The organism is Rhodococcus sp. NPDC060176 (genome assembly GCF_042728675.1).
Classification (GTDB): Bacteria; Actinomycetota; Actinomycetes; order Mycobacteriales; family Mycobacteriaceae; genus Rhodococcus_F.
In genome coordinates this window covers 565,692-590,679 of the sequence record NZ_JBHWYS010000002.1, presented here as the reverse complement: position 1 = coordinate 590,679, position 24,988 = coordinate 565,692, and the positions used below count along the sequence as shown (strand labels likewise).

General features: G+C 62.7%; 22 protein-coding genes. 5 read left to right on the top strand and 17 right to left on the bottom strand.

Annotated elements, in window-relative coordinates:
• Positions 1 to 4 precede the first annotated feature (4 nt).
• The 17 genes from nuoN to ACFWEM_RS11025 form a co-directional block, all read right to left on the bottom strand.
• Positions 5 to 1,600 (bottom strand): NADH-quinone oxidoreductase subunit NuoN, encoded by a 1,596-nt coding sequence (gene nuoN / locus ACFWEM_RS11105; protein ID WP_378533496.1) that lies wholly within the window; start codon positions 1,598 to 1,600, stop codon positions 5 to 7.
• The gene (locus tag ACFWEM_RS11100; RefSeq protein WP_378533494.1) at positions 1,597 to 3,201 is read right to left on the bottom strand and encodes an NADH-quinone oxidoreductase subunit M; all 1,605 of its coding nucleotides are present in this window, start codon (positions 3,199 to 3,201) and stop codon (positions 1,597 to 1,599) included. The genes nuoN and ACFWEM_RS11100 overlap by 4 nt, the downstream gene beginning before the upstream one ends.
• Positions 3,195 to 5,087, bottom strand: coding sequence for an NADH-quinone oxidoreductase subunit L (gene nuoL / locus ACFWEM_RS11095; protein ID WP_378533492.1), 1,893 nt, complete (start codon positions 5,085 to 5,087; stop codon positions 3,195 to 3,197). Before nuoL ends, ACFWEM_RS11100 begins: the two co-directional genes overlap by 7 nt.
• A 1-nt stretch (position 5,088) precedes the next feature.
• A complete protein-coding gene (nuoK, locus tag ACFWEM_RS11090) occupies positions 5,089 to 5,388 on the bottom strand; it encodes an NADH-quinone oxidoreductase subunit NuoK (RefSeq protein WP_003942238.1) in 300 nt (99 codons plus the stop codon).
• A complete protein-coding gene (locus ACFWEM_RS11085; RefSeq protein ID WP_378533490.1) occupies positions 5,385 to 6,182 on the bottom strand; it encodes an NADH-quinone oxidoreductase subunit J in 798 nt (265 codons plus the stop codon). Before ACFWEM_RS11085 ends, nuoK begins: the two co-directional genes overlap by 4 nt.
• Positions 6,179 to 6,751, bottom strand: a complete 573-nt coding sequence (gene nuoI, locus ACFWEM_RS11080) for an NADH-quinone oxidoreductase subunit NuoI (RefSeq protein ID WP_378533488.1) — start codon at positions 6,749 to 6,751, stop codon at positions 6,179 to 6,181. The genes ACFWEM_RS11085 and nuoI overlap by 4 nt, the downstream gene beginning before the upstream one ends.
• Entirely contained in the window at positions 6,744 to 8,111 is a 1,368-nt protein-coding gene (gene nuoH, locus ACFWEM_RS11075) for an NADH-quinone oxidoreductase subunit NuoH (RefSeq protein ID WP_378533487.1), read from the bottom strand. The genes nuoI and nuoH overlap by 8 nt, the downstream gene beginning before the upstream one ends.
• Positions 8,108 to 10,522, bottom strand: a complete 2,415-nt coding sequence (locus ACFWEM_RS11070) for an NADH-quinone oxidoreductase subunit G (RefSeq protein ID WP_378533485.1) — start codon at positions 10,520 to 10,522, stop codon at positions 8,108 to 8,110. The genes nuoH and ACFWEM_RS11070 overlap by 4 nt, the downstream gene beginning before the upstream one ends.
• The gene (gene nuoF, locus ACFWEM_RS11065; protein WP_378533483.1) at positions 10,519 to 11,838 is read right to left on the bottom strand and encodes an NADH-quinone oxidoreductase subunit NuoF; all 1,320 of its coding nucleotides are present in this window, start codon (positions 11,836 to 11,838) and stop codon (positions 10,519 to 10,521) included. The genes ACFWEM_RS11070 and nuoF overlap by 4 nt, the downstream gene beginning before the upstream one ends.
• 1 nt (position 11,839) lies before the next feature.
• Positions 11,840 to 12,664: an NADH-quinone oxidoreductase subunit NuoE gene (nuoE, locus tag ACFWEM_RS11060; RefSeq protein WP_378533481.1), complete on the bottom strand. Its 825-nt coding sequence runs from the start codon at positions 12,662 to 12,664 to the stop codon at positions 11,840 to 11,842.
• Positions 12,661 to 13,992 carry an NADH dehydrogenase (quinone) subunit D gene (nuoD, locus tag ACFWEM_RS11055; protein ID WP_378533479.1) on the bottom strand — a complete coding sequence of 444 codons (1,332 nt, stop codon included), beginning with the start codon at positions 13,990 to 13,992 and terminating at the stop codon, positions 12,661 to 12,663. Before nuoD ends, nuoE begins: the two co-directional genes overlap by 4 nt.
• Positions 13,992 to 14,654 carry an NADH-quinone oxidoreductase subunit C gene (locus ACFWEM_RS11050; protein WP_378449813.1) on the bottom strand — a complete coding sequence of 221 codons (663 nt, stop codon included), beginning with the start codon at positions 14,652 to 14,654 and terminating at the stop codon, positions 13,992 to 13,994. The genes nuoD and ACFWEM_RS11050 overlap by 1 nt, the downstream gene beginning before the upstream one ends.
• Positions 14,651 to 15,205: an NADH-quinone oxidoreductase subunit B family protein gene (locus ACFWEM_RS11045; RefSeq protein ID WP_095970587.1), complete on the bottom strand. Its 555-nt coding sequence runs from the start codon at positions 15,203 to 15,205 to the stop codon at positions 14,651 to 14,653. The genes ACFWEM_RS11050 and ACFWEM_RS11045 overlap by 4 nt, the downstream gene beginning before the upstream one ends.
• An 80-nt stretch (positions 15,206 to 15,285) precedes the next feature.
• Positions 15,286 to 15,645 carry an NADH-quinone oxidoreductase subunit A gene (locus ACFWEM_RS11040; RefSeq protein ID WP_378449812.1) on the bottom strand — a complete coding sequence of 120 codons (360 nt, stop codon included), beginning with the start codon at positions 15,643 to 15,645 and terminating at the stop codon, positions 15,286 to 15,288.
• 245 nt (positions 15,646 to 15,890) lie between these two features.
• On the bottom strand, positions 15,891 to 16,283 hold the full coding sequence (locus ACFWEM_RS11035) for a hypothetical protein (protein ID WP_378534532.1): 393 nt from the start codon (positions 16,281 to 16,283) through the stop codon (positions 15,891 to 15,893).
• Between the two features lie 180 nt (positions 16,284 to 16,463).
• A complete protein-coding gene (locus ACFWEM_RS11030; protein ID WP_378449811.1) occupies positions 16,464 to 16,898 on the bottom strand; it encodes an SRPBCC family protein in 435 nt (144 codons plus the stop codon).
• An 87-nt stretch (positions 16,899 to 16,985) separates the two neighbouring features.
• Entirely contained in the window at positions 16,986 to 17,468 is a 483-nt protein-coding gene (locus tag ACFWEM_RS11025; RefSeq protein ID WP_378533477.1) for a toxin-antitoxin system HicB family antitoxin, read from the bottom strand.
• Between the two features lie 155 nt (positions 17,469 to 17,623).
• Here ACFWEM_RS11025 and thyX point away from each other — a divergent pair, with 155 nt between their 5' ends.
• From thyX to ACFWEM_RS11000, 5 genes are all read left to right on the top strand, one after another.
• Positions 17,624 to 18,376 carry an FAD-dependent thymidylate synthase gene (thyX, locus tag ACFWEM_RS11020; RefSeq protein ID WP_095970584.1) on the top strand — a complete coding sequence of 251 codons (753 nt, stop codon included), beginning with the start codon at positions 17,624 to 17,626 and terminating at the stop codon, positions 18,374 to 18,376.
• A gap of 43 nt (positions 18,377 to 18,419) precedes the next feature.
• A complete protein-coding gene (gene dapA, locus ACFWEM_RS11015) occupies positions 18,420 to 19,325 on the top strand; it encodes a 4-hydroxy-tetrahydrodipicolinate synthase (protein ID WP_003942142.1) in 906 nt (301 codons plus the stop codon).
• A complete protein-coding gene (locus ACFWEM_RS11010; protein WP_378449809.1) occupies positions 19,326 to 21,350 on the top strand; it encodes a ribonuclease J in 2,025 nt (674 codons plus the stop codon).
• Between the two features lie 74 nt (positions 21,351 to 21,424).
• Complete coding sequence (locus tag ACFWEM_RS11005) at positions 21,425 to 22,048, top strand: TIGR03085 family metal-binding protein (protein WP_283303926.1); 624 nt, start codon at positions 21,425 to 21,427, stop codon at positions 22,046 to 22,048.
• 124 nt (positions 22,049 to 22,172) lie between these two features.
• Positions 22,173 to 24,944 carry a DNA translocase FtsK gene (locus tag ACFWEM_RS11000; protein WP_378533474.1) on the top strand — a complete coding sequence of 924 codons (2,772 nt, stop codon included), beginning with the start codon at positions 22,173 to 22,175 and terminating at the stop codon, positions 24,942 to 24,944.
• The last annotated feature ends 44 nt before the right edge of the window (positions 24,945 to 24,988 follow it).

Genomic DNA, 24,988 nt, shown 5'->3' with positions numbered 1-24,988 from the left:
CGGCTCAGTGTAGGAAGTCCGCTGCACGCTCGGCGAGGTCGAGCGCCGGCTGGGGGAGTATGCCGAGGATGAGCGTGACACCGGCGCCGAGGCCGATCACACTGCTGGTCAGTGCACTCGGCACCACGACGGTCGGAGCGTCTGCGGCCGATTCGGTGAAGAACATCAACACGATCACTCGCACGTAGAAGTACGCGGCGATCGCGCTGCACAGGACGCCGACGATCACGAGAGGTGCGGCACCACCCTCGGCGGCCGCGCTGAACACGGCGAACTTTCCGATGAACCCACTGGTCAACGGGATCCCGGCGAAAGCCAACAGGAACAGTGCAAACACAACTCCGACCAGCGGTGAGCGCCGGCCCAATCCGGCCCAGCGCGAGAGCGTCGCGACCTCACCGTCTGCGTCCCGAACCAGACTCACGACTGCGAACGCGCCCACTGTGCTGAATCCGTAAGCCAGAAGGTAGAACATCGCCGAGGCCAGGCCGGCGTCCGAATCCGCAACCACAGCGGTCAGAATGAATCCGGTGTGCGCGATGGCCGAATACGCGAGCATCCGCTTCATGTCGGTCTGCGTCACAGCGACGATCGATCCGACAACCATCGTGAGTATCGCGACCGCCCACATCAGTGGACGCCAGTTCACGTATTCGTTGGGCAGAGCCACATAGAAGACACGAAGGATGGCACCGAATGCGGCGATCTTGGTCGCGGTCGCCATGAAACTGGTGATCGGCGTCGGCGCCCCTTGATAGACGTCGGGAATCCACGAATGGAACGGAACCGCACCGACTTTGAACAACAATCCCACGGCCACGAGTGCTGTCCCGAGCCACAGGAAGGCATCGGTACCCGACCCGATGCGTGCTGCGTCGGCGATACCGGAGAGTGTGACCGTCCCGGCATAGCCGTACAGCAACGCGATTCCGAAAACGAAGAACGCCGACGAAAATGCTCCGAGGAGAAAGTACTTGAGCGCGGCTTCCTGGGAGAGCAGACGACGTCGACGCGCCAGGCCGCACAGGAGATACAGAGGCAGTGAGAACACCTCGAGCGCAACGAACATCGTCAGTAGATCGTTCGAAGCGGGAAAGAGGAGCATGCCGCCGACCGCAAACAGCGTGAGCGGAAAGACCTCGGTCTGGGCGATACCGACCTTGACCGCTTCTTGTTCCGCAACACTTCCCGGGACGCTCGACGCTTGAGGGGTGAAACTGCCGAGCGCGTCGTGTTGCGCGATCACCTCGGCGGTGTTGCCCGAGCCTCGCTCGGCGATCAGCAGTACTGCGGGGATCGACACGAGAAGGATCGTGGCCTGCAGGAAAAGGGTCGGACCGTCGACCGCTACAGAACCCATCATCGCTGTCGACCGCGTGCCGGCGAGCAGAAGCACTGCCACGAATGCGGCCGCCAAGCCTGCGACACCGAGGACGAGTTGTACGGGGTATCGAATACGCCGGGGTGCAAATGCCTCGATGAGTACGCCCACAATCGCAACACCGAACACGATCAACATCGGCGAGAGCAGGCTGTATTCGACACTGGGTGACGCTGTGCCGGCTGAGCCGAGGACGGTCACGTCGTTGAAGGAACTCATTTGTGGGCACCTCCTTCGTGGTCGGCGACGAGCGGGGTCGGCGCCTCGTCGACCGCTGTGTGACTCACTGCAGGAGTGATGACGTCCAAGGCAGGCTTGGGGTAGATGCCCAGTAGCAGCAGGAGAGCGATCAGAGGGGCGACCACCACGAGTTCGCGTCGAGCGAGGTCGCGGATCGTTCCCTGCCCTTCCTTCACGGGTCCGCCCATCATGCGCTGATAGAGCCAGAGGATGTAGATCGCGGACAGCACGAGCGCGGCGGTGGCTGCGATAGCGGCCACGTGGTAGCGCGAGTACGTTCCGATCAGCACCAGGAACTCACTGATGAACGGAGCCAGACCCGGCAGCGACAGCGTTGCCAACCCCGCAACGAGGAATGTGCCTGCCAGGACGGGTGCGACTTTCTGGACGCCGCCGTACGCTGCGATCGATCGATTACCTCGCTGTGAGACGAGGAATCCCGCGATCAAGAACAGTGCCGCAGTGGAGACTCCGTGATTGACCATGTACAGCGCGGAACCCGCCTGGCTCTGGCTGGTCATCGCGAAGATTCCGAGAATGATGAAGCCGAAGTGTGAGATCGACGTGTAGGCGATCAGTCTCATCACGTCTGTTTGCGCGATCGCCAGTATCGCCCCGTAGACGATCCCGATCACGGCGAGCGTGATGATCCACGGTGCAAAAGTCGACGACGACTCCGGGAACAGTTGAAGGCAGTACCGAATCATCGCGAAGGTGCCCACCTTGTCCACGACCGCCATCATCAACACCGCTGTCGACGGAGTCGACTCCACCGCGGAGTCGGGCAACCAACTGTGCAACGGCCAGAGAGGTGCTTTCACCGCGAACGCGAACATGAATCCGAGGAACAAGGCGTTGAGCACCCCGGGGCCCACGCCGAGTTCACCGCTGTTTGCCGCTGAGGCGATCGCCCGGAAGTCGAAAGTGCCGCTGGTGAAGGGACTCTCGTCGCGAGTGGTGACCACGTACAGGCCGATGACTGCAGCGAGCATGACCAGGCCGCCGAGGAGGTTGTAGAGCAGAAACTTCACGGCGGCGCGAGATCGACCCACTCCACCGAACCCGCCGATGAGGAAATACATCGGTATCAGCATCGCTTCGAAGAAAATGTAGAACAAGAGAATGTCCAAGGCGCTGAACGAGATCATCACCATGGACTCGACAACAAGGATCAGGGCGAAGTAGGTGTGCGGCATTCTCTTGGGTGATGCCGGGTCTGCCGGGACGTCATTCCAGCCCGCGATCAGAAGTAATGGAACCAGCACGGCGGTGAGAAGAACCAGAACGAGAGCGATCCCGTCGAGTCCAAGTGTGTAGCTGGTACCGAAAGCCGGTATCCAGCTGTGGCTTTCGACAAACTGAAATTGTTCGCCGCCGCGGTCGAACGCAACTCCGAGAACGGCGGCGACCACCAGGACCGCCACGGACACAGTCAACGCGAGAGACTTGGCAAATTGGTACGACCGTGCCGGTAAGGCGAGGACTACACCCGCTCCGATGAGCGGAAGCAGCCAGAGCACCGTCAGCGCAGGGAAGCCGGCATTTGTCACAGAGTCGTTCACCGCCGCTTCGATCACCACAGTGTCACCGCCATCATTGTCGCGACCACGAGTGTTGCTCCGACAAACATCACCAGCGCGTACGAGCGAACGAACCCGGTCTGCAGCTTCCGCGTGAGCGCAGACAAGCCGGTGACTACCACCGCAAAGCTGCCCACCACGCCGCCTATTCCCTTGGTGTCGAACACTTCCAACGACTTGGTGAGTTGTCGACCGGGTTTCATGAACACCGCCTCGTTGAAGGCATCGCCGTAGAGATCGTGGCGAGCCGCAACGGTCAACGGGGAGGCCGGAGTCGGCGGCGCCAGTGGAATCTCACGGGTGGCGTACTCGCGGTAAGCAATCGCGACGCCCGCGGCAACTGCGAGCAGCGCCAGCGCGGTGATGGACCATGCTGGTATGGGCGGTTCGACGTGATGGGAGCCGACTACCGGTTCGAGCCAGTTCTGCAAGCTGGACCCGATGGTCAGGAGCACGCCGGCCCCGACGGACCCCACCGCCAAGATGATCATCGGAGATGTCATCACCGCGGGAGATTCGTGAGGTTTCTGGTCTTCCCAGCGGGCCTTCCCGAAGAAGGTCATCAGCATCACGCGGCTCATGTAGAAGGCAGTGAGCGCTGCGCCCAACAGGGTGACGAGGCCCAGCACGACACCCTTCACACCGCCCTCGCCGATCGCAACTTCGATGATCTTGTCCTTGGAGAAGAACCCTGCGAACGGCGGAACACCGATGATGGCAAGGTAACCGAGTCCGAAGGTGACAAAAGTCAGTGGCATGAACGCTCGGAGTCCGCCGTAGCGCCGCATGTCGGTTTCGTCGTTCATCGCGTGCATCACCGAACCTGCGCCGAGGAACAGACCCGCTTTGAAGAATCCGTGGGTGATGAGGTGCAAAATCGCGAAGGCATACCCGGCCGGCCCGAGACCCGCGGCCAGGACCATGTATCCGATCTGACTCATGGTCGATGCGGCGAGCGCTTTCTTGATGTCGTCTTTCGCGCAGCCGATGATCGCACCGAACAAGAGCGTCACTGCACCGACGATGACAACCACGAGCTGAGCGTCGGGTGCGAGATCGAAGATCGGATTCGAGCGCACGATCAGGTACACACCGGCAGTGACCATCGTGGCGGCGTGGATCAGCGCCGATACAGGGGTGGGGCCCTCCATCGCGTCGCCGAGCCACGACTGCAGCGGCACCTGCGCCGACTTCGCGCACGCAGCGAGGAGGAGCATCAGACCGATCGCCGTCAGGACACCTTCGCTTGCGCCCGATGCGTCGCCGAAGACATTGCTGAACGAGAGCGATCCGAATGTGCTGAACATCAACATCATTGCGATCATCAAGCCGATGTCGCCGACACGATTGACGACAAATGCTTTCTTCGCCGCGGTCGCCGCCGATGGCTTGTGCTGCCAGAATCCGATGAGCAGGTACGACGCCAGACCGACGCCTTCCCAGCCGACGTAGAGTCCGAGGAAATTGTCGGCGAGCACCAGGAGCAGCATCGCTGCCAGGAATAGATTGAGGTACGCGAAGAACTTACGACGCTCGGGGTCGTGCGCCATGTAGCCGACGGAGTAGATGTGGATCAGCGAACCCACACCCGTGATGAGGAGGACGAAACACATCGACAGTTGGTCCAGCTGTAGTCCGAACTCGACTTGAAGACTGTCGACCGGGACCCAACTGAACAGGTGCTCGGTAACGGTGCGGTCGGCGGTGTCGCGGCCGAGCATCGCGATGAAAAGTACTACTGCCACGACGAACGACGCGAGAGCCATGACGCAGGCGAGCAGGTGACCCCACACGTTAGTGCGGCGACCCGCCAGCAAAAGGACAGCGGCGCCGCACAGCGGCAGGGCGGGGAGCAACCAGATGGCGGACGTGATTCCTCCTGACATGTCAGTACTTCAGCAGGTCTGCGTCGTCGACGGATACAGAACGCCGAGATCGGAAGATGATCATGATGATTGCCAGGCCGACGACAACTTCGGCTGCAGCGACCACCATCGTGAAGAAGGCGAAAATCTGGCCGTCGAGATTGCCGTGCATACGCGCGAAAGTCACGAACGCCAGATTGGCGGCGTTGAGCATCAGCTCGATGCACATGAACACCACGATGGCGTTGCGTCGCAGGAGGACTCCCGCAGCCCCGATGGTGAACAACAGGACCGACAGATACAGGTAATTCTCGGGATTCATCGCGCAGACTCCTCACCGGTACTCGGATCCGGGGATCGTGGAGTGAGCGCACTGCTGACGGAGAGTGTCGAGAACGATCCGTCCGGCAACAAAGCCGGCATGTCCACCGCGTTGTGTCGTGCGTACACACCGGGGCTCGGGAGTGGAGTGGCCGAGCCTTTTTCGGGATTGTTCTCATCGCTGCCCAGGTACGCGAACCGTTGCTGCGAGAGTTCGCGTTGGCTGAGTGTGGCTCCGATCTTCTCCCGATGCGCGAGCATCATGGCGCCGAGTGTCGCCGTGATCAGTAGTGCGCCCGTCAGTTCGAAGGCCCAGACGTAGCGGATGAAAATGAGATCGGCGAGAGCCTCGATGTTGCCCTGCTCGAGTCCGGTGAAGCCGGTGAAGCCCGAGATCGACGCATTACCGAGGCCACCGATGAGTAGCAGCCCGAATCCGACGCCGATCACGATCGCGCTGACTCGTTGTCCCCGTAGAGTTTCGATCAAGGAATCCGAAGAATCCACGCCCACCAGCATCAAGACGAACAAGAACAACATCATCACTGCGCCGGTGTAGACGACGATCTGGACGACGCCCAGGAACAGTGCGCCCTGCACGATGTAGAACACGGCCAGGATGATCATCGTCATTGCAAGGAAGAGTGCAGAATAGACGGCTTTGGGAGCGGCCACGACACCCAAAGCGCTGATCACCGCCAAGGTTCCGAGGATCCAGAACTGCACCGCTTCGCCGGTGGATGTCGAAGTCATCGTTCCCTCCGCCAGGATCGTGGTCGTGACCGCCGCGATCACTTCTCGGTCTCCTGGCTCGGCTCCGGTTCGGGTACCGCTTGCTCGGGTGCTGCTTGCTCGGCAGCTGCTGCGATGTCGCCGCGGTAGTAGTCGTCCTGAGTTGTGCCGGGACGCAGCGCGTGTGGTGGTGCTGTCATGTCGGGCTTCAATGGTGCGAGGAGGCGGTCCTTCTCGTAGATCAACCCGGCTCGGTTGTCGTCGGTCATCTCGTACTCGTTGGTCATCGTGAGGGCTCGAGTGGGGCAAGCCTCGACGCAGAGGCCACAGCCGATGCACCGCAGGTAGTTGATCTGATACACCCGCCCGTAACGCTCACCTGGGGAGAACCGTTCTTCTTCGGTGTTGTCAGCACCTTCGACGTAGATTGCGTCGGCGGGGCAGGCCCACGCGCACAGTTCGCACCCGATGCACTTCTCGAGTCCGTCCGCATACCGGTTGAGTTGGTGGCGACCGTGATATCCGGGCGCGGTGGGGCGCTTCTCCTCCGGATAGAACTCTGTCTCGGGCTTCTTGAACATTGTCGAGAGCGTCACTCCGAAACCCGCGATAGGTCCGAGGAAATCAGGCATGGGAGTCCTCCGATGTGTCGGAAACATCTGTCCGCCGCGGCGGTGGCACGTTCTGACCCGGTAGATTTCGGTGCGGCACCGTTTGATTAGACGGCGTTTGACCAGGTAGGGGTGGAACCGGGAAGCCGCCCGACATCGCATCGAAAGGCCGGGTCCCCGAATCGGGCACCAACGCGGCGGTTCGGCGACGGCCCCGGAAGGTTCCGGCCAACACCATGAGCAGCGCAGCTCCGAGAACCAGTGCGACGCAGAGCAGTACGAGCCACGTGTTGTAACCCTCGTTGCGGAAGGCGCGAACAGTCGCGATCACCATCACCCACACCAAGGCTGCGGGGATGAGAATCTTCCAGCCGAGATTCATGAACTGGTCGTAGCGCAACCTCGGAAGGGTGCTGCGCAACCAGATGAATACGAAGAGGAAGCCCCACACCTTGGCGACAAACCACAGCACGGGCCACCAACCGGAATTGGCTCCGTCCCACAGGTTGAATGGGAATGGTGCATGCCACCCGCCCAGAAACAGCGTCGTGGCCAGAGCGGACACCGTCACCATGTTCACGTATTCGGCGAGCATGAACATCGCGAACTTGAGTGAGGAGTACTCGGTGTGGAACCCACCTACCAGTTCGCCCTCGGCCTCCGGAAGGTCGAAGGGCGCTCTGTTGGTTTCGCCGACCATCGCTGTCACGTAGATCAGGAAAGACGGCAGGAGGAGAAAGACGTACCAGGCACCTTGTTGGGCACTGACGATTCCGGACGTGGACATCGTTCCGGCGTAGAGGAAGACGGCGGCGAAGGACAGTCCCATCGCTACCTCGTAGGAGATGACCTGCGCGGTCGATCGAAGTGCGCCCAGTAGTGGATATGTCGATCCCGAGGACCAGCCGGCAAGCACGATGCCGTACACACCGATCGAGGTCACGGCGAGGATGTAGAGAACTCCGACCGGTAGATCGGTCAGTTGCAGGGGTGAAAGGGTTCCGAAGATCGACACCTGCGGACCGAGCGGAATGACGGCAAAAGCCATGAACGCGGGCACGACTGCGATGACGGGCGCGAGGAGGTAAATCGGTTTGTCGGCTCCGGTAGGAGTGATGCCTTCCTTGAGGGCGAGCTTGATTCCGTCGGCGAGACTCTGGAGCATTCCGCGGGGGCCGACGCGGTTCGGTCCGACACGCATCTGCATACGCGCCATGACTTTTCGTTCCGCGTAGATCGCCACCAGCGGAGTGAGTACGAGGAACACGAAGATGGCGAGAGCCTTGCCGATCACCAACCACCACGGGTCGTGCCCGAACGCCGACAGGTCGACCGGAGCGGCGACGGTATCGGCGTTCGCGAAGTACTCGTAGCCAGTCATTGCGCCGTCACCTTCGCGATCCTCACCACGGACCCCACGGAGGCGCAGAGCGTTTCGTAGACGGTGCTACCCGGTGAATTGAGCGGCAACCAGACTGTTCGAGGCGGTAGCTCGGTGATCTCCAACGGCAATGTGACGACGCCGGATTCAGTCGATACGGCAACCTGATCGCCGCTCACGGCGTCGATCTCGGCCGCAGTCTCGGCCGACAAACGCACGAGCGGGGACCGTGCAGTGCCCGCCAGGTTGGGCTCGCCGTCCTGCAAACGGCCGTTGTCGAGCAACATCCGCCAACTCGACAACACCGCCTCGCCTGGCGCCGGTGTGGGCACGGTGCCTACGGGTACCTGAGGTGAAGTGGGGCGCAATCCGGACCACACCCCGAGGCGGCGTATCTCTGCGCGCGCGGAAGCTGCGTCGGGCAAGCTCAGGTCGATACCCATCTCGGCTGCGATCGCGTGAAGGACGCGCTGATCTGGCATTACTCCTGTCGTTCTCAACGCGGTGTCGAACACGCGCTCGCGGCCTTCCCAATCGAGGAAGGTACCGGGCTTCTCGGCGACCGGCGCCACGGGGAAGACGACGTCGGCGAGTTCGGTGATTTCGCTGTGACGGATCTCCAAACTCACCACGAACCCTGCGGCTTCGATCGCGGCTCGTGCCTTTGCCGGGTTCGGGAGATCACCCAACTCCACGCCGCCGACAAGAAGCGCCGCAGTCGACCGCCCTGAACCCAGGAGGCTCGCGACATCGCGACCGTCGGATGCCGGGACGGAGGCGCCCCACATCGATTCCACCTCTTGACGTGCCGCCGGGTCGGCAATGGGGCGTCCACCGGGAAGCAATCCCGGCAACGCGCCGGCCTCGACGGCGCCGCGATCACCAGCGCGGCGTGGGACCCAAGCCAGTGAAGCTCCCGTCGCTTCGACGAGACGTACCGCCGCGGAGAAGCCGCCCGCCACCTCACTGAGTCGTTCGCCCAGCAGGATCACTGCGCCGGGTTGTCGGAGGAGCTGACCCTCCACACTTCCAGGGCCTGCCAACGAATCCATCAGAGCTGCTTCACTTCCGGGTACGGTCCGAAGCAGACCGCCGCCCATTTTCTGCAGGCCTCGCGTAGCGAACGGCGCGCTGGCGAGCACTGTTGTCTTGCCGAAACGAGCGGCTTTGCGTAGCCGCAGGAAAATGATCGGTGACTCCTCCTCCGGCTCGAGAGCGACCAGCAACGCGGCCGGAGCTGATTCGAGATCTTGGTACGTCACCGACTCTTCGAGTGTGCGCCCCGCGACGTGAGCTGAGAGAAAGCTGGTCTCTTCGGCTGAGTGAGCGCGGATCCGGAAATCGATGTTGTTGGTAGCGAGAGCAACTCGCGCGAACTTGCTGTAGGCGTACGCGTCCTCCCAGGTCGAGCGTCCACCGACGAGTACGCCCGCGTCGCCGTGGGCCTGCGCGAAGGTTCGCGCAACGAGGTCGAGTGCCATGGGCCACGACGCCGGAATCAATTCGCCGTCAGCGTTGCGGATGAGGGGGGTGGTGATCCGATCGCCTTGGGTCGTGTACGTGAAAGCGAAACGTCCCTTGTCGCAATTCCACTCCTCGTTGACGTCGGGGTCGTCCCCGGCGAGACGACGAAGAACCTTGCCGCGACGGTGGTCGGTGCGCTGGGCACAACCGTCGGCGCAGTGCTCGCACACGCTGGGGCTGGACACCAGATCGAACGGTCGCGCCCGGAATCGGTATGCCGTGCTGGTGAGTGCACCGACTGGGCAAACCTGAATGGTGTTGCCCGAGAAGTAGGACTCGAAGGGCTCGTTGGCGTAGATCCCGACCTGTTGAAGTGCACCGCGCTCGAGGAGATCGATGAACGGGTCGCCGGCAATCTGGCCCGAAAACCTTGTGCACCTGGCACAGAGGACACAACGCTCGCGGTCGAGGAGGATCTCGGACGAGAGTGGGATGGGTTTGGGGTAGGTCCGTTTCTCCTCACCGAACCGCGATTCCGTGCGACCGGTCGACATCGCCTGGTTCTGGAGCGGGCACTCGCCGCCCTTGTCGCACACGGGGCAGTCCAACGGGTGGTTGATGAGCAGAAGTTCCATCACCCCCCGCTGCGCCTTCTCGGCCACCGGCGACGTGAGTTGCGTGGTGACGACCATTCCGTCCGCAACCGGTGTCGTGCAGGACGCCACCGGCTTGCGTTGACCTTCGACCTCCACGATGCACTGGCGGCACGCCCCGACCGGATCCAGAAGGGGATGATCGCAGAACCGCGGAATCTGGGTACCGATCATCTCTGCAGCGCGAATGATCAACGTGCCCTTGGGAACCTGAAGTTCTCGGCCGTCGATAGTGAGGGTGACCAGATCAGTAGGCGGTGCCGTGTCGGCCTTGGTAGCGTCGGCTGCAGTCATGAGACGAACGCTCCTGTCGCGAGAACGGACCGGCGAGGATCGAACGGGCATCCGTTGCCGTCGAAATGCGCGACGTATTCCTCGCGGAAGTACTTCAGGGAGGACATGATCGGGCTTGTCGCTCCATCACCTAACGCGCAGAAGGACTTTCCGAGGATCGTGTCGGAGATGTCGAGAAGTTTGGTGAGATCGGCTTCGGTTCCTGTTCCGCCTTCGAGTCGCCGCAGGATCTGCACCAGCCAGTACGTGCCTTCCCGGCACGGCGTGCACTTACCGCAGGATTCGTGGGCGTAGAACTCGGTCCATCGCAACACCGCGCGCACGATGCAGGTTGTGTCGTCGAATATCTGCAGTGCCTTGGTGCCCAGCATCGATCCCGCGGCGCCGACGCCCTCGTAGTCGAGTGGGACATCGAGGTGTTCCTCGGTGAATATCGGTGTCGAGGATCCGCCGGGAGTCCAGAACTTGAGGGTGTGTCCGGCCCGAACGCCGCCCGCGTAGTCGAGAAGCTCTCGCAAGGTGATGCCGAGCGGCGCCTCGTACTGGCCGGGAGTGGTGACATGACCCGAGAGCGAGTACAGCGTGAATCCCGGTGACTTCTCACTTCCCATCGACCGGAACGACTCCGGGCCGCCGAGGACGATCGACGGAACACTCGCGATGGACTCGACATTGTTGACGACGGTCGGGCAGGCGTAGAGGCCGGCGACAGCGGGGAACGGCGGCCGCAAGCGAGGCTGACCGCGCCTCCCCTCCAGGGAATCGAGAAGGGCTGTCTCCTCCCCACAGATATACGCGCCGGCTCCGGCGTGAACGACGAGATCCAGATCGAATCCCGAACCGAGGATGTTTCGGCCCAGATATCCGGCCGCGTAGGCCTCGGCCACAGCAGTCTGTAGGCGTCGCAGGACAGGGACTACCTCGCCCCTGACGTAGATGAACGCCTTGGCTGCTCGAATTGCGTACGCCGCGATGATCACTCCCTCCACCAACGTGTGGGGAGTCGCCATCATCAACGGCATGTCCTTGCATGTGCCAGGCTCGGACTCGTCGGCATTGACGACGAGGTAATGAGGTTTGCCGTCTCCGGGCGTGTCTTCGGAGACCTGCGGGATGAAGCTCCACTTGAGGCCCGTCGGGAAGCCGGCGCCACCGCGCCCGCGAAGGCCCGCGTCCTTGACCGTCTCGATCACGGCATCGGGGGAGCCGTCGAGTGCTGTGCGTAGGGCCTGGTAGCCGTCGTGACGAAGGTAGCTGTCGAGGGTCCACGAGTTCGGTTGATCCCAGTGACGACTCAGAACGGGGGCGAGTGTCATGTCACTTCCCTTCGCCGGGAGCGTCGACCGCGGAAGGCGGGCCTGATCGGTTGTCGTCGAGAGATCGGCTGACACGAAGTCCGGCAAGAGTTGCCCCGCCGACGGTCTGCGCTTCGGCCGCTTCGATTCGCGTATCCGGGAAACCGGCCAGGGTGCGCGCGGTCTGTCGGAACGAACACAGCGTCGCACCGCGACTGGGCGTCACGCGCTCTCCGGCGCGTAACGCATCGACAAGTGAGCGCGCCGATTCCGGAGTCTGATTGTCGAAGAACTCCCAGTTGATCATCACGACGGGCGCGTAGTCGCACGCCGCATTGCACTCGATGTGTTCGAGGGTGATCTTGCCGTCGGACGTTGAGACGGTGTGTCCGCCTTCGTCCCTGGAGCCTGCCGAGCCCAGGTGCTCTTCGAGTGCCGCGAGGATGTCGTCACCGCCCATGATCGCGCACAGCGTGTTGGTGCAGACTCCGACCAGATACTCACCCGTCGGACCACGGCGATACATGGAGTAGAAAGTGGAAACGGCGGCGACCTCAGCGCCCGTCAAACCTAGCTTGGCACTGCAGAAATCGATCCCGGCCGGCGTGATGTACCCGTCCTCCGATTGCACGAGATGAAGGAGCGGCAGGAGGGCCGATCGACTGGTTATCGCAGCGGCGTCAGGCTCGCGATAACGAGCGATGACGGTGTCGGCATCGGCGTCGAGTCGGGCGAGTACGTCGGGGGGATAGCTCGACCGTGCGCCTGGGCGTACCAATTGAGTGGGTTCCTCCGGTCGCGGTCCGAGTTCGACGAACACCCGCGACGAACCGTTCGGGCCGGTCATCGGTCCACTCCGCCCATGACGGGATCGATACTGGCGACCGAAGCGATAACGTCGGACACCATGCCTCCCTCACACATCGCCGCTACCGCTTGAAGGTTTGTGAACGACGGATCCCGGAAATGGACGCGGTACGGCCGGGTTCCCCCGTCGCTGACCATGTGCACCCCCAGTTCGCCACGCGGAGACTCCACGGCGACGTACACCTGACCGGGCGGCACGCGGATGCCTTCGGTGACCAATTTGAAATGGTGAATCAGACCCTCCATGGACGACTCCATGATCTTGGCAATGTGCTTCTGCGAGTTGCCGAGGCCATCGGGTCCGACGGCGAGATCGGCAGGCCAGGCGATCTTCTTGTCGTCCACCATGACCGGCCCCGGTTGCAGCTTGTCGAGGCACTGCTCGACGATCTTGAGGGACTCCTTCATCTCCTCGACGCGGATGACGTACCTTCCGTAGCAGTCGGATCCGTCGTGCGTGACGACATCGAACTCGTAATTCTCGTAGCCGCAGTAGGGCTGCGCTCGACGCTGATCGTGGGGGAGACCTGTGGCGCGCAGGACCGGTCCCGTCACTCCGAGCGCCATGCAACCGGTGAGATCGAGATATCCGATCCCCTGGGTGCGGGCCTTCCAGATGGAGTTGTCGCTGAGCATCAGTTCGACGTCGCGCAACCGCTTCGGAAGGACTTTCAACAGTTGTCGTACCTTCGCCACCGAGCCGTCGGGTAGATCTTGCGCGAGACCGCCAGGCCTGATGTACGCGTGATTCATCCGCAGTCCGGTGATCGTCTCGAACACGTCCAGAATCAGTTCGCGTTCGCGGAATCCGAACAACATCGCCGTCACGGCGCCCAGTTCCATTCCGCCGGTCGCCAGGGCGACAAGATGTGAAGAGATCCGATTGAGCTCCATCATCATCACGCGAATGACGGTGGCTCGCTCGGGAATGTCGTCGGTGATGTCGAGAAGTTTCTCGACCCCGAGGCAGTAGGCGGTCTCGTTGAAGAACGGTGACAGGTAGTCCATCCGAGTAACGAAAGTCACGCCCTGCGTCCAGTTCCGGTATTCGAGATTCTTTTCGATTCCGGTGTGCAGGTAGCCGATTCCACACCGTGCTTCCACGACGGTCTCACCCTCGATTTCGAGAATGAGGCGCAAGACGCCGTGCGTGGACGGGTGCTGCGGGCCCATGTTGACCACGATCCGCTCAGCCTCGCCGGTTCGCTGCCGGGCGGCCGCGGTGACGATGTCGTCCCAGTCCTGACCGGACGCCGTCACGATGGTTTCCGTCGTAGCGCCGGCGCTGCTTCCTGTCGTGTTGTTCATCAGTTGTACGACCTACGCTCGTCGGGTGGTGGAGTCTGGGCGCCCTTGTACTCGACCGGGATACCGCCGAGCGGATAGTCCTTCCGCTGCGGGTGGCCTTTCCAGTCGTCGGGCATCTCGATGCGGGTCAATGCCGGGTGACCGTCGAAGACGATTCCGAAGAAGTCGTAGGTCTCACGTTCGTGCCAGTCGTTGGTCGGGTAGATCCCGACGATCGACGGAATGTGCGGATCGGAATCCGGCACAGACACTTCCAGCCTGATTCGGCGATTGTGCGTAATGGAGGCGAGTGGATACACGGCGTGGAGTTCGCGACCGGTGTCCTGCGGGTAGTGCACTCCGTCGACACCCAGGCAGAGTTCGAAGCGAAGATCCGGTTCGTCGCGCAGTCTGCGCGCGACCTGCGGGAGGTGAGACCGTTCGACGTGCAGCGTCATCTCGTCTCGAAAAACTGTTACTCGCTCGATTGCGTCAGTGAAAGTGTCACCCGCGCTGCGCAATGTGGCGTCCAAGGAGTCTGCAACCTCGTCGAAGTATCCACCGAACGGTCGAGAAGCCTTGTCTTCTACAGAGATCGGAGGGGCAAGACGGCTGTAGCCTGAGGTGTCGCCACTGCCGCGGACCCCGAACATCCCTCTCGCGCCGGTGTTGCCCGAGGTCATCGCAGCAACCCCTTCATGTCGATGGTGGGGGTGGATGCCAGTGCGGCGCGCTCGGCTGCCGCGCGAGCCTCTTCGCGGTTGACGCCGAGGGGCATCTCCTGAATCTTCCGGTGCAGCTCGATGATCGCGTTGAGGAGCATCTCCGGCCGCGGCGGACAGCCGGGCAAGTAGATGTCGACCGGAACGATGTGGTCGACGCCCTGTACCACTGCGTAGTTGTTGAACATTCCGCCGGAAGACGCGCACACACCCATGGCCAGAACCCATTTCGGCTCGGCCATCTGGTCGTAGACCTGACGAAGTACCGGGCCCATCTTTTGACTGACCCTCCCGGCCACGATCAGAAGGTCTGCCTGGCGCGGCGACGCACGGAAAGCCTCCATGCCGAACCGTGCCAGGTCGAAGCGGCCGGACGTGGTTGCCATCATCTCGATGGCGCAGCACGCGAGCCCGAAGGTGGCAGGCCACAGTGATCCTTTGCGGACGTACCCGGCAAGGCCTTCGACCGTTGTCAGTAGAAATCCGCTGGGGAGCTTTTCTTCGAGACCCATATCCGACTCTTTTCAGTCGTAACAGCTTCGGTATGACCGGTTTTGTCTGATTTCTTTGTGTTGATCGTGTCTTCGTCCAGCTAGTCCCAACCGAGACCGCCTCGTCGCCATTCGTATGCGTATGCCACCGAGACGTTGACTATGAAAAGGCCCATGGCCGCGAGACCGAACAGGCCGAGCGAATCGAAGTGCACGGCCCACGGATAGAGGAAGACGATCTCGATGTCGAAGATGATGAACAGCATCGCCGTCAGATAGAACTTGACGGGAAACCGGCCGCCACCAGAGGCGCGGGGTGCCGGTTCGATTCCGCATTCGTAAGCTTCGAGCTTTGCCCTGTTGTACCGTTTCGGGCCGACCACGGACGCGAGAACAACCGACACCACGGCGAAGGCCATCGCGATGACCCCGAGAACGAGAATGGGGATATAAGCGTTCATGTCACCCGAACTCCTCTCCGCTGTGCGGATGTCCGCCTAGCCCGAAGGTGCCGTTAACCCGAAGGTGCCGTTAACCCGAAGGTGCCGTTCGATTTCGATACTGCCAGCAATTCGATACTTATGTGACCTGCGACACCCACACTAGGGGAGGCCTCCGACATTGGGTTGATTTTCGGGGTGCCGAGTTTCGCTCTCGAAAGTCCGAAGTAGTCGGCGCCGCAACGAATCACCGCTGCAACGGGTGCTCACTGGCTTAGTTGCCGACGGAGAAGCGCGATGACGGTGGAAGCGAGTTCGATCGGATCTATCGGCTGCGGCACTGAGGCTTCCGCTCTCGACCACGACGCCAGCCATGCATCGTCGGGTCGACCGGTCAGTACGAGGATCGGTGGACAGTCGGCGATCTCGTCCTTGAGTTGTTTCGCCACGCCCATGCCGCCGGCCGGACTGGCCTCGCCGTCGAGGATGGCGAGATCGATTCCGCCGGCATCGAGCTTGTCGACGACGATCGGTGCCGTCGCGACCTCGACGTAATCGATGGTGGGCATCGAGGGATGTGGACGCTCGCCGAGTGCGAGCCGGACTTGCTCGCGCGTGTGCGCGTCGTCGCTGTAGACGAGGATGCGCACGGGTGCCATGGAGTTGGGCTCTGCGGTCTCGGCGGACACGCGGCCGACGTTACTCCGGGCAGTCCCCGGCTACCGGCGAATCTTCAACATCGGCAAGAACTTCCGCGAAATCGCAGCTCGGCTTCACAGCAAACGGCCCCTACCCGGCGATGAACGCCGAAGTAAGGGCCGCCTGAATTGCGTGTGCGCTCAGAAGTTTTCGACGAACTTCGTCAGGCCCTTGCTTGCCGTCTCCAGGGCCGTCTTCTGTGCCTTCTTCACCAGGAAACCCGGCAGCGGGATCTTGGGATCGATGGTCAATTCGAAGGTGACTTTGGTTCCACCGTCGGTGGGCGTCAAGATGTACGAGCCGTCCTGCTGGTTCTGCTGGCCGCTCTCGACGAGGGTCCAGGTCACCTTCTCGTCGCCCTCGAAGGTGTAGTCGACTACCTGCTCGTCGTTGATTCCGAGAATGGACACGGCCATGCGAACGCGATGGGGGCGACCGTCGTCGTGGGTGCTCTCGATGGTGATCTTCTTGTGCGCAGACGACCACTCCGGCAGTCGATCGACCGCGGCGACGGCCTGCATCACCGTTGCCGGATCAGCCTTGATCTCGAATTCCTTGACGCCCGAAACGGCCATGAACGTGCTCCTTCTCGCCTTGCGGCAACGGTTCGTGATTACTGCAGTTGCGCAATTAGATCATTCGGCGATCGGGGTGGCGTCGAACTAGTCCATGCCGTTCTTGCGCATCTGGTCCCGTAGTGCGCCCTGTACGGCCTGTGAAACCCACGAGTTGAGGGAGACTCCGTTCTGATTGGCTGCCTCCTCGGCGCGGGCTTTGATCTGCTCCATCATCCTCAACGTCACTCGGCTGATATCCCCGCTGACGTCGTCGAACGAGTAGGTGGAGTCCTTCTTCTCGTCGTCTGCCTTCTCGTTGTCTGCAGCCTCGCCGTCGGTCGAACCGGGCGGGCGAACGACATCGACCAGCAACTCGCTGCCGTCGAGATTGACCTTGACCTCTCGATCGCCGAGCTTCGCCCCGATCTCCTTGGCCAGCTCAGTTGCCGCGGCCAGCAAGACCAGGCGGACCGAGGGTTCGATGGCGGCGGACAGCGACGCCGCAATCCGGCGCGTGTGATCGTCGCCGAGTTCGGCTGCGGTGACGAGGTCGTTCTGCAGCTTTGCGGTGTACTCCGAAATGTCCATGACACCAGAGTGGCGTCAGAAGTGACGTCAGTCAAGGATGCTTGTGACGTCACTCGATCTGGAGGGCGGTCGACCGCTATAGAGTTGCCCCGCACCTGAGGCGAACAGCGTCCGGGTTTCGTGCTGGTTGTTTCGTGCTTGTCGAGGAGTGGGTTGTGCCGAACACGGTGTCGCTGAAAGTGCAGTTGGTGGCGAAGTCCGAGTTCTTCCCGCCCGAGGACATTCCGTGGGAGACGGACGCCGACGGCGGCGAAGCACTTGTCGAGTTCTCCGGTCGAGCCTGCTATCAGAGTTGGTCCAAGCCGAACCCGCGCACGGCAACCAACGCCGGCTACCTGAGGCATCTGCTCGAGGTCGGACACGTTTCGGTGCTCGAGCATGCAACCGTGAGCTTCTACATCACCGGTATCTCGCGCTCGTGCACTCATGAATTGATTCGTCACCGGCACTTCTCGTACTCGCAACTCTCGCAGCGATTCGTCCGCGAGAACGATGCGAACGTCGTCGTACCTCCGGCTGTCGAAGGCGATCCCGAACTCGAAGCACTGTTTCTGTCGGCCACCGACGAAAGCCGTCGCGCTTACGGTGAACTGCTCACCGCCCTCGAAGGGAAACTGCAATCAGTGCCCGGCGCCCCGATGCGAGGGAAGCAAGCCAGGCAAGCTGCGCGCTCGGTGCTGCCCAACGCCACCGAGACTCGCTTGGTCGTGACCGGGAACTATCGGGCCTGGCGGCACTTCGTCGAGATGCGTGCCACCGAACATGCGGATGTCGAGATCCGGCGAGTCGCGGTCGAGTGCCTGCGTCAGCTTCGCGACGTCGCGCCAAATGTGTTCGGGGACTACGAGATTCTCCGCGGAAGCGACGGATCGGAAATCGCCGTCAGTGCATTTGCGGCCGAGTCGTGACTCGTGTGCAGAAGTAAGAGCTGAACCGGGTAACCTTCTGACCATGACCTACGGTGATTCCGCTTCTCTTGTCGAGCGTCCGTTCGGCACCATTTCCGTTGCGATGGTGACCCCGTTCACTGCCGACGGGAAGTTGGACGTCGACGCGGGAGTGCGCCTCGCAGCCCATCTCGTCGACAACGGCTGCGACGGCCTTGTCCTTGCCGGTACCACCGGTGAATCTCCCACCACCACCGAGTCCGAGAAGCTCGACCTGCTCCGCGCGGTGATCGACGCCGTCGGCAACCGCGCGAAGATCGTCGCAGGCGCCGGCAGCAACGACACCGCCCACAGTGTCGAACTCGCCCGTGACGCGGCTCGCGCCGGAGCGCACGGTCTGCTCGTCGTCACCCCGTACTACTCGCGTCCGCCCCAGGCCGGACTTTTTGCACACTTCACCGCCGTCGCCAACGCGACCGACCTGCCCGTCATGTTGTACGACATTCCGCCCCGCTCCGTCGTCCCCATCGAGACCGAGACGATCCGCCGACTCGCCGAGCACCCGCGGATCAAGGCTGTCAAGGACGCCAAGGGCGACCTCAACGCCGGCGCAGAGTTGATCGGCACCACCGAACTTCAGTTCTTCTCCGGTGACGACCCGCTGAACCTGCCGTGGCTCGCTGTCGGTGCTACCGGCTTCGTCAGCGTCATCGGCCATCTTGTTCCGGGTCGCCTCCGCGACCTTCACACCGCGTTCGTGTCCGGCGACATCGCCCGCGCCCGCGAGATAAACCTCAGTTTGATCCCTGTGATTCGTTCCGTTGCCCGCCTCGGCGGTGTCAGCGCTTCGAAGGCGGGTCTGCGACTCATCGGAATCGATGTCGGAGAACCACGCCTTCCGCAGGTTGCACCCACTAAAGAGCAGATCGACGGTCTTGCCGCCGATCTGCATGCGGCAGGAGTTTTGTAAATGACCCGTCCCCCCCGACGTCGTAGTGCCAGTCGTCAAGCCGGTCCGCCTTCGCCTCCGGCTCCCGAAACGGCCGCGAAGGCCGCACCGGTAGAGGCACCAGCTGCGCCGGCGGCAGAAGCGGCCCCCGCCGCAGCCGCCCCGCCCAAGAAGGCCGCAGCAACCAAATCCGCAGCGACGAAGTCTGCAGCGACCAAGTCCGCTGCCACCAAATCTGCTGCACCCAAGAAGTCGACCGAAGACAGGTCGCCGCGCAAGTCTTCCGGCGGCAACCGTCCGGCAGCGTCGAAGGCGGGCAACGGGCGCGGAAACAAGCGCCCCGAGAACCGTCCGGCCGTCGATCCCACGGGTCGACTCGGAACACCCCCGAAGGCGCCGGCATCAGGTCTGCGCATCGTCGCTCTCGGCGGCATCGGTGAAATCGGTCGCAACATGACGGTGTTCGAGCACCGCGGCAAGCTGCTGATCGTCGACTGCGGTGTGCTGTTTCCCGAGGACCAGCAGCCTGGCGTCGACCTGATCCTCCCGGACTTCCGCTACATCGAAGACCGTATGGACGACGTCGAAGCCGTCATCTTGACTCACGGACACGAGGACCACATCGGTGCTCTGCCGTTCTTGCTGCGCCTGCGCGCGGACATTCCGGTCATCGGCGCGAAGTTCACTCTCGCCCTCGTTGCCGCCAAGTGCCGCGAGCATCGCCTGCGACCGAACCTCGTCGAGGTCGTCGAAGGAAACACCACCACCCACGGCCCGTTCGACTGCGAGTACTTCGCCGTCAACCACTCGATTCCCGACGCGCTCGCGATCGCGATTCGCACCGACGCCGGCGTCGTACTGCACACCGGTGACATCAAGCTCGATCAGCTGCCTCTCGACGGCCGCCTGACCGACCTCGCCGGTTTCTCCCGCCTGGGCGATGAGGGTGTCGACCTGTTCCTCGTGGACTCGACCAACGCCGAGGTCCCGGGATTCGTCACGCCCGAGCGTGAAATCGGGGGAGTGCTCGACAACGTCATCGGCAAGGCGAAGCAGCGCGTCATCGTGGCTTCGTTCGCCAGCCACGTGCACCGCATCCAGCAAGTCGTCGACGTTGCCGCACGGTACAACCGCCGCATCGTCTTCGTCGGCCGCTCGATGGTCCGCAACATGCAGATTGCACAGGATCTCGGCTACCTCACGGTGCCCGACGGCCTGGTCGTCGACATCGACACCGCCGCGACACTTCCCGACGATCGTCTGGTTCTGATCTCCACGGGTTCGCAGGGCGAGCCGTTGGCAGCGCTCTCGCGGATGGCACGAGGCGAACACCGCCAGATCAACATTCGCGCCAACGACCTGGTCGTTCTCGCGTCCTCGCTGATCCCGGGCAACGAGAACTCCGTTTTCGCCGTGGTCAACGGTTTGGCCAAGCGCGGTGCCACCGTCGTGACGCAGCAGAGCGCCAAGGTTCACGTCTCGGGCCACGCGTCCGCCGGTGAGTTGCTCTACCTCTACAATGCGGTTCGGCCCACCAATGCCATGCCTGTTCACGGTGAATGGCGCCACCTGCGTGCCAACGCCGCACTTGCCAAGGCCACCGGCGTTCCGGAAGAGCGCATCGTATTGGCCGAGGACGGCGTCGTGGTCGACATGGTCGACGGACTCGCCGAGATCGTCGGACGGGTACCGGTCGGACACGTCTACGTCGACGGTCTGTCCGTCGGTGACGTCGGTGAGCCGACGCTTTCCGATCGCCTGGTGCTCGGTGAGGGCGGCTTCATCGCCATCACCATCGTCATCAACGAGTCGACGGGTCGCGCGGTCAGCACTCCCGAGGTGTCCGGTCGCGGTTTCTCCGACGATCCGACAGCCCTCAAGGCCGCCGCGGATCTCGTGGAATCTGACCTGGCACGGTTGGCGAGCGAAGGCGTCATCGACGCTCATCGCATCGCACAGTCCGTGCGCCGCGTCGTCGGACGTTGGGTCGCGGACAAGTACCGCCGCCGTCCGATGATCATTCCGACGGTCATCGCGGTTCCGTAGATTCGGCAGCAGTAGATTCGGCACAGCAGGTCGCTTGCGCTCGAACCCGGTCCGGTTCGAGTACTTTGGCGAAGGTGACCTTCGCTCATGACGAACGACTCGCCCTGGTGGACAGCATGGTCGAATTCGGCCCCGATGCTCCGACGCTGTGTGGGGAGTGGACCAATCGTGACCTGGCAGCACATCTGATCGTCCGGGAGCGGCGTCTCGACGCCGCTCCCGGAATCATGTTCAGCCCTCTGGCCGGTCACACCGAGAGCGTGCGAAAGGCCGCAGCGGCGCGTCCGTGGGAGGACATCCTCGACGACGTTCGCAGCGGGCCGCCTCGGTGGTCGCCGATGTACTGGCTCGACGCGCAGGTCAACACCACGGAAATGTTCGTCCACCACGAAGATGTACGACGCGCACACCTGAACTGGGCGCCGCGACCGCTGTCGGAGGGTCGGCAGGCTCAACTGTGGAAGTACGCGCGGCAAATCGGCAAGATGGGCTACCGCAAAGCCGCTGTCGAGGTGATTTTCGAACTTCCGTCCGGGGAGAGCGCGGTCGTCCACAAATCCGGCTCTCGCAGTGTTGTCCTGCAGGGTGAACCTGCCGAGTTGCTGCTTCATGCTTTCGGTCGCAACGAAGTGCAGATCGAAGCAAAAGGCGAACTCGGCGACGTTCAATCGGTGATGGCGCTCGATCGCAGTTTCTGATGGCCTTCTTCTACCGGAGTAGAACTCGACAGACGGGTTGTGAAGATCACGTTTCGCACTCGCGACCTGTGTTGCTGGTGTTGCGGATGGTCCAGATGGGGTCGCACAGACTAGCCTGAACTCCATGGCAGGTAAGTCGAGCGCCCGGGGATCCAGTACAAGCACGTCCACGTCCAGGGCATCGACCAGGTCGTCAGCGTCTGCGCCGAGCGCGCGGGCGACAGCAAAACCCCGCACATCGCGCACCACGCGGACCGTCTCGACTCCTCGAAATGTCACGACGTCGGCCAAAGCCGGTGGCCGCCCCGCTTCGGGGAAAGGCTCCAAGCCGGCGCCGAAAAAGTCGTCCGGTACGTCTTCGGCTTCGCGCCGACCCGTATCGAAAACGTCTCAGCGGGCCAGCCCGTTGGCGGCGGTCGGCAAGGGGATCGGCGCCGGGTGGTCCCTGGCTGCCCGCGGTGTCGGCGCCACCACGCGCACGGTCAGCAAGGTCGGCGAGATCGAAGCCGGCCATCGCCGCGACGGAATAGCGCTCGGCCTGATCGCATTCAGCGTCGTCATCGCCGGCGGAGTCTGGTTCAAGGCCGGAGGTCCGATCGGCGGTGGCATCGACACTCTCGTGCGGGCGATCTTCGGCGCGGCTTCGGCTGTGCTCCCCATCGTCGGCGTCGGCCTCGCGATCCTGTTGATGCGTACAGAACCCAAACCTGAGATCCGACCTCGACTGATCATGGGATCGCTGCTGGTCGGTCTTCCTGCACTCGGCCTGTGGCACATCATCTCCGGATCGCCGACAGACGCAGCCGGCCGCTCCAACGGCGCAGGCTTTGTCGGATACGTCGTGGGAGGCCCGCTGACCAACGGCCTCACCGTCTGGCTGTCGGCGCCGCTGTTGGTCATCGCCGCCGGATTCGGAATCCTGCTTCTGACCGGAACGACTCTGCGTGAGGTTCCGAGCAAGTTCCAGTCCTTCTTCGGTGCCTCGTATCGCTCGGACGAATACGGCGACTACGGATCCGAATTCGACGAGGACGGCGAGCACCACTACGGCGAATCTGCTTACGATCCTTCGCTGTTCGACGCTGACGGCTACCCGGTCGACACCTACGCCGAGCCGCCGCTCAAGCCCGCCAAGCGGACCAGCCGGCGCGCGCCGATCGACAACTACCCGACGGACGAGTTCGAATCCGGAGACAAGAAGACCGAAGTGCTCGGTCTGTGGAACGCCGACGAAACCGCAGAGCCTGACGAGCCCGTCGTGGCTGCGGCAGCGCCCGTCGTGGAGACGCCGGCGCCGCGCCCCAAGGTGCCGGCACGTTCGGTCCCCATCGCCAAGCCCGTGCCGAAACCCGAACCGGAGCCGGAGGAGAAGGAACACTTCGTCACCGATCGGGTCACCGACGGCGACTACAACCTCCCACCGACGACGTTGCTGATCGAGGGCGATCCGCCCAAGCTCCGCAGTTCTGCGAACGACGCGATGATCGAAGCGATCAGCGAGGTCCTCGAACAGTTCAAGATCGACGCCGCCGTTACCGGATTCACCCGCGGACCGACAGTGACGCGCTACGAGGTCGAACTCGGACCCGGCGTGAAGGTCGAGAAGATCACTGCGCTCGCCCGCAACATCGCCTACGCGGTGGCAACCGACAACGTCCGCCTCCTCGCCCCCATCCCGGGTAAGTCCGCGGTGGGTATCGAGGTACCGAACTCCGACCGTGAAATGGTTCGCCTCGCCGACGTGCTGAACGCGCCGAGCACCCGACGCGATCACCATCCACTGGTGATCGGTCTGGGTAAGGACATCGAAGGTGACTTCGTCAGTGCGAACCTCGCGAAGATGCCCCACTTGCTGGTGGCAGGTTCGACCGGCTCGGGTAAGTCGAGCTTCGTGAACTCGATGCTCGTGTCACTGCTGACCCGGGCGACGCCGGAAGAAGTTCGGATGATCCTCATCGACCCGAAGATGGTCGAGCTCACGCCGTACGAAGGCATCCCGCACCTGATCACGCCGATCATCACGCAGCCCAAGAAGGCGGCGGCCGCGCTGGCCTGGTTGGTCGAGGAGATGGAACAGCGCTACCAGGACATGCAGGCCAACCGCGTGCGTCACATCGACGACTTCAACTCAAAGGTCAAGTCCGGGGAAATCACCGCGCCGCTGGGCAGCGAGCGCGTCTACCGCCCGTACCCGTACATCCTGGCGATCGTGGACGAGTTGGCGGACCTCATGATGACCGCTCCGCGCGACGTCGAAGAAGCAATCGTCCGCATCACCCAGAAAGCCCGTGCGGCCGGTATCCACTTGGTGTTGGCAACGCAGCGCCCGTCCGTCGACGTCGTCACCGGCCTGATCAAGACCAACGTGCCTTCGCGTCTGGCGTTCGCGACGTCCTCGCTCACGGACTCGCGAGTCATCCTCGATCAGCCCGGCGCCGAGAAGCTCATCGGTATGGGTGACGGGTTGTTCCTGCCCATGGGCGCCGGCAAGCCGACCCGTATGCAGGGCGCGTTCATCACCGACGAGGAAATCTCAGCGGTTGTCGACTTCGCGAAGAACCAGGCCGAGCCCGAGTACACCGAAGGTGTCACCGCACAGAAGGCCGGGGAGAAGAAGGACGTCGACCCCGACATCGGCGACGACATGGACGTCCTCTTGCAGGCCGTGGAATTGGTCATCACGAGTCAATTCGGTTCGACGTCGATGTTGCAGCGCAAGCTGCGCGTCGGGTTCGCCAAGGCCGGCCGACTCATGGATCTCATGGAAAATCGTGGCGTCGTCGGCCCCAGCGAGGGCTCGAAGGCACGCGAGGTTTTGATGAAGCCTGAGGAACTCGACGGTCTGCTGTGGTCGATTCGCGGTGGCGACCCGGACGAGGCACCCGCAGACGAGTAGCGACACCTCGGCGGACAAGCCGTCGACAGACGACCGGAGGAACC

Excerpts from the sequence above, each read along its gene's own strand:
- nuoN (WP_378533496.1), bottom strand. The coding sequence starts at position 1,600 with ATGAGTTCCTTCAACGACGTGACCGTCCTCGGCTCAGCCGGCACAGCG.
- nuoL (WP_378533492.1), bottom strand. The coding sequence starts at position 5,087 with ATGTCAGGAGGAATCACGTCCGCCATCTGGTTGCTCCCCGCCCTGCCG.
- nuoK (WP_003942238.1), bottom strand. The coding sequence starts at position 5,388 with ATGAATCCCGAGAATTACCTGTATCTGTCGGTCCTGTTGTTCACCATC.
- nuoI (WP_378533488.1), bottom strand. The coding sequence starts at position 6,751 with ATGCCTGATTTCCTCGGACCTATCGCGGGTTTCGGAGTGACGCTCTCG.
- nuoH (WP_378533487.1), bottom strand. The coding sequence starts at position 8,111 with ATGACTGGCTACGAGTACTTCGCGAACGCCGATACCGTCGCCGCTCCG.
- ACFWEM_RS11070 (WP_378533485.1), bottom strand. The coding sequence starts at position 10,522 with ATGACTGCAGCCGACGCTACCAAGGCCGACACGGCACCGCCTACTGAT.
- nuoF (WP_378533483.1), bottom strand. The coding sequence starts at position 11,838 with ATGACACTCGCCCCCGTTCTGAGTCGTCACTGGGATCAACCGAACTCG.
- nuoE (WP_378533481.1), bottom strand. The coding sequence starts at position 12,664 with ATGACCGGCCCGAACGGTTCGTCGCGGGTGTTCGTCGAACTCGGACCG.
- nuoD (WP_378533479.1), bottom strand. The coding sequence starts at position 13,992 with ATGAACAACACGACAGGAAGCAGCGCCGGCGCTACGACGGAAACCATC.
- ACFWEM_RS11050 (WP_378449813.1), bottom strand. The coding sequence starts at position 14,654 with ATGACCTCGGGCAACACCGGCGCGAGAGGGATGTTCGGGGTCCGCGGC.
- ACFWEM_RS11045 (WP_095970587.1), bottom strand. The coding sequence starts at position 15,205 with ATGGGTCTCGAAGAAAAGCTCCCCAGCGGATTTCTACTGACAACGGTC.
- ACFWEM_RS11040 (WP_378449812.1), bottom strand. The coding sequence starts at position 15,645 with ATGAACGCTTATATCCCCATTCTCGTTCTCGGGGTCATCGCGATGGCC.
- ACFWEM_RS11035 (WP_378534532.1), bottom strand. The coding sequence starts at position 16,283 with ATGGCACCCGTGCGCATCCTCGTCTACAGCGACGACGCGCACACGCGC.
- ACFWEM_RS11030 (WP_378449811.1), bottom strand. The coding sequence starts at position 16,898 with ATGGCCGTTTCGGGCGTCAAGGAATTCGAGATCAAGGCTGATCCGGCA.
- ACFWEM_RS11025 (WP_378533477.1), bottom strand. The coding sequence starts at position 17,468 with ATGGACATTTCGGAGTACACCGCAAAGCTGCAGAACGACCTCGTCACC.
- dapA (WP_003942142.1), top strand. The coding sequence starts at position 18,420 with ATGACCTACGGTGATTCCGCTTCTCTTGTCGAGCGTCCGTTCGGCACC.
- ACFWEM_RS11010 (WP_378449809.1), top strand. The coding sequence starts at position 19,326 with ATGACCCGTCCCCCCCGACGTCGTAGTGCCAGTCGTCAAGCCGGTCCG.
- ACFWEM_RS11000 (WP_378533474.1), top strand. The coding sequence starts at position 22,173 with ATGGCAGGTAAGTCGAGCGCCCGGGGATCCAGTACAAGCACGTCCACG.